Here is a 2,212-nt window from a genome sequence, read left to right as displayed (position 1 = left end):
GGTGAATTTTCGTATAGGCACTTCTCAAAGATACGTAGATAAAAAAACAGGTGAAAAGGTAGAGAAAACAGAATGGCACTCTATCGTGGTTTTTAATCCACATCTTGCAAAGGTTGCACTTCAGTATCTGAGTAAAGGTTCCAAGGTTTATGTTGAAGGTCAATTACAGACGCGTAAATGGCAAGATAAAAGCGGGCAAACACACTACACAACAGAAATTATCTTACCGCAATATAAAGGGGAATTGAGGATCCTTGATAGTGTTCAAAAGGCTGAACCTGACATGGATGTTCAAAAGCAAACAACGACATGGGAGAGCGGTGGTCAAGAATATTTAGAAACAACTTTGGATGACAATATCCCGTTTTAATTAGGAAGGTTTTCTTATGAAGAAATGGAGAAACCATAGAATGACTATGCATCATGTTGTTACAGAGCAAGAAATGGATTCATTAAGAAATTGCGCAATGTATGTACAGCATTTTGATACGTCCATAGGTATTTTGTTAGGGACGTTCATAACTTTAGTTTTGGGGACAATATGGGATAAAAGCCATTTGGGAGAGAAAATAATAGTTTTTTTTGTAATAAGCGCTTTCCTTATGTGGCTCCTTTATTTGAAGCGAAAGACGCAATCCAAGATAGAGAGAATTTGGCAATATATTAAAAAGGCATCTGAGGGCGTGAATGAAAAAACGTAAAAAACGGGGAAGACCTAGAATAGAAGGTCAAATAAGAGAACCCAATGGACGTATCTCACGTGCAAATAAGCCTCGTAAGCCTGTTGATCAACAGACACTTGAAATGCGTGCCAAGCGTTATGGGATAAGCATTCAAGATGCGAAAAACCCGATTATGGGCACTTATGTAGGGCGGTTATATTTATTGGAAAAAAAGATTAATCAAGATCAGTATGATGCGTCACAGCAGTATATGCAGGTGTTAAACGATTATCGGTGTGCGAAAGGGTTTCCGGGGGCAGTTCATGACGATGTAGCTTCTAATCACGATCAAGATGGTCTTGAGAAGTGGATTGAGGTAGCAACTGATCGCTATGAAGCTATGCAAGAGGTTATCAGAGAAGCACAAGGTTTATATCGTCAGTATAATCTTTATGCTGCTTTGCAGTATATCGTTATTGAAGATCAACCAATGAAACATCTTGTTACTTCTCTATACATGGCTCTAAATGCTCTTCAGAAGTTTTTTTCGCAAAAGAGAGAAGCTTTGTAAGCTTTAAGAAGCGTCTTGAATATCAATAAGTGATGAACTCTTGAAGGTCTTTTATAATAACAATAAGGGTATCATTATCATTTTGAATGAATTTGATAGCATATTTCATTTGGGACAAGATTGTACGTTAAGCTGCAAATTAAGAGCTGTTAATACCGCGACTAAGGTTGAAAGTTTAGGATCACCATTTTCACTTAAAGAGCGATACAAACCACTTCGTGCGAGATCCGCTTCTTTTGCTAAAGCACTCATATTTTGAGCTCGAGCAACAATACCAAGAGCGTCAGCAATATGAGCTACGTCACCTGTTTTAAAAGCTTCATTTAAGAAGATTTGCTGTTCTTCAGAAGTTTTTAGATATTCTTCAGGTTTAAATGGTGTTACCTTCATCAGTACACTCCTTTTTTAGTTTCAACGCTTTTTCAATATCTTTTTGCTGTGTTGATTTATCTCCACCACATAACAAAAGGATAAATTCAGAACCGCTTTTGAAGAAATAAACCCGGTAACCGGCTCCATAGTGGATACGTAATTCACCGATACCATTAAAAAATTTTACATCACCTAATAAATCTCGGTTTAAACGTGTGATACGTTCAAGAATAATAGCTTTAACACTTTTGTCTTTGAGCTTCTTAAGCCAAGTATCGAATTCTTTAGTTTTATGAATGCGTATCATGTGTATACTATAGTGAACACATGACATTTTGTCAAATGAAATCCTTTATTTTAAATGTGTGATTTTACGCTTTGGAGTTACCATATTTAGGTAGAATGAGATAAAAAATACCATATCGTGATTTTTGAGTTGACAAGGTGGTAGAAATGGTATTTAATGACATCGCGGCACTAGTCGTATTGTGCCTAAAATTAGATTTATAATATAATTTTTATTTCTTGCTATGCTACGGAAAGCCCTGCGTTTGCAGGGTTTTTTGTTAGGATAATCAAGTTTAGTTGTTTTTATTTATTGACGATT

4 protein-coding genes are annotated in these 2,212 nt (G+C 36.1%); 2 read left to right on the top strand and 2 right to left on the bottom strand.

Translation table 11 applies throughout. From position 1 onward, the window contains the following. Both ssb and J7R05_RS07010 read left to right on the top strand, forming a co-directional pair. The coding region (gene ssb / locus J7R05_RS07015) for a single-stranded DNA-binding protein (protein ID WP_208541747.1) at positions 1 to 370 on the top strand (370 nt) is incomplete at its 5' end. A gap of 317 nt (positions 371 to 687) precedes the next feature. Beyond that, on the top strand, positions 688 to 1,233 hold the full coding sequence (locus J7R05_RS07010; RefSeq protein ID WP_208541746.1) for a hypothetical protein: 546 nt from the start codon (positions 688 to 690) through the stop codon (positions 1,231 to 1,233). Between the two features lie 105 nt (positions 1,234 to 1,338). Here J7R05_RS07010 and J7R05_RS07005 read toward each other — a convergent pair whose 3' ends face one another. Next, positions 1,339 to 1,623 carry an addiction module antidote protein gene (locus J7R05_RS07005; protein WP_208541745.1) on the bottom strand — a complete coding sequence of 95 codons (285 nt, stop codon included), beginning with the start codon at positions 1,621 to 1,623 and terminating at the stop codon, positions 1,339 to 1,341. Next, positions 1,604 to 1,912 (bottom strand): type II toxin-antitoxin system RelE/ParE family toxin, encoded by a 309-nt coding sequence (locus J7R05_RS07000; protein WP_208541744.1) that lies wholly within the window; start codon positions 1,910 to 1,912, stop codon positions 1,604 to 1,606. Before J7R05_RS07000 ends, J7R05_RS07005 begins: the two co-directional genes overlap by 20 nt. Positions 1,913 to 2,212 lie beyond the last annotated feature (300 nt).

It is taken from the genome of Bartonella capreoli, assembly GCF_902813205.1.
GTDB lineage: Bacteria > Pseudomonadota > Alphaproteobacteria > Rhizobiales > Rhizobiaceae > Bartonella > Bartonella schoenbuchensis.
The sequence above is the reverse complement of the archived record's forward strand: the minus strand, read 5'-3'. Positions and strand labels throughout refer to the sequence as shown.